Origin of the sequence: Actinoallomurus acaciae, from assembly GCF_042429965.1 — a bacterium.
Lineage (GTDB): Bacteria > Actinomycetota > Actinomycetes > Streptosporangiales > Streptosporangiaceae > Actinoallomurus > Actinoallomurus acaciae.
Genome location: NZ_JBHLZP010001191.1, coordinates 1 through 832 on the forward strand (window position 1 = coordinate 1; position 832 = coordinate 832).

Here is an 832-nt window from a genome sequence, read left to right on the forward strand (position 1 = left end):
AGGTCAGCCCGGCGCCCTCGCAGCTGACCGCGACCGCGTCGGGCGACCCGGCGGCGACCTCGGCGAACCGCGCAGGGAAGGTGACGCGGGCGATGCCCTCGGCCGAGCCGCGCCAGCCGGTGAGGATGCGGCGTCGTTCCTCGGGGCCGAGCGGGTCGAGCCGGCCGACGGGCCGGTCGGGGGCGTCCACCATCGCGGTGAGCAGGCGGGTCAGGCGGCCCAGGAGGGTCCGCGCCGCCTTCTCGTCGAACACGTCCTCGCGGTGGCGCAGTTCGAGGGAGACCCGCTCGCCCGGTTCGGCCACGAGGACGAGCGGGTAGTGGGTCGCGTCGGTGTCCGTGCCCGCCGACACCCGCAGGCCGGGCACCGGCTCGTCCTCCTCGGACGGATAGCTCTCGAAGACCGTCAGGGTGTCGAACAGCTCGCCGATCCCGGCGGCCCGCTGGACCTCGGCCAGCCCGAGGTACTGGTGGTCCATCAGGGCCGACTGCTCGTCCTGGACGCGGGCGAGCAGGTCGCCGACCGGCTCGGCCGGATCCAGCCGGACCCGTACGGGCACGGTGTTGATGAACAGGCCGATCATCGACTCCACGCCGGGCAGCTCGGGCGGGCGGCCGGACACGGTCGCGCCGAACACCACGTCGTCGCGGCCGGTCAGCAGGCCGAGCAGGAGCGCCCAGGCGGTCTGCACGACCGTGTTCACGGTCACGCCCCGGGCGCGGGCGAACCCGGCGAGGTCGCCGTCCACCCGGCCGGTGACCGAACCGGGGACGACGGGCTCGCAGCGCACGTCGGCGGGGGCGGCGCGGGTCGGCTCCTCCAGCCCCGCCAG

At 75.7% G+C, this 832-nt stretch carries 1 protein-coding gene; it reads right to left on the minus strand.

The window, feature by feature from the left end; genetic code table 11:
- Nucleotides 1-832: condensation domain-containing protein (locus ACFFNX_RS51545; protein WP_378213834.1), on the minus strand; the 832-nt coding region annotated here is incomplete at both ends.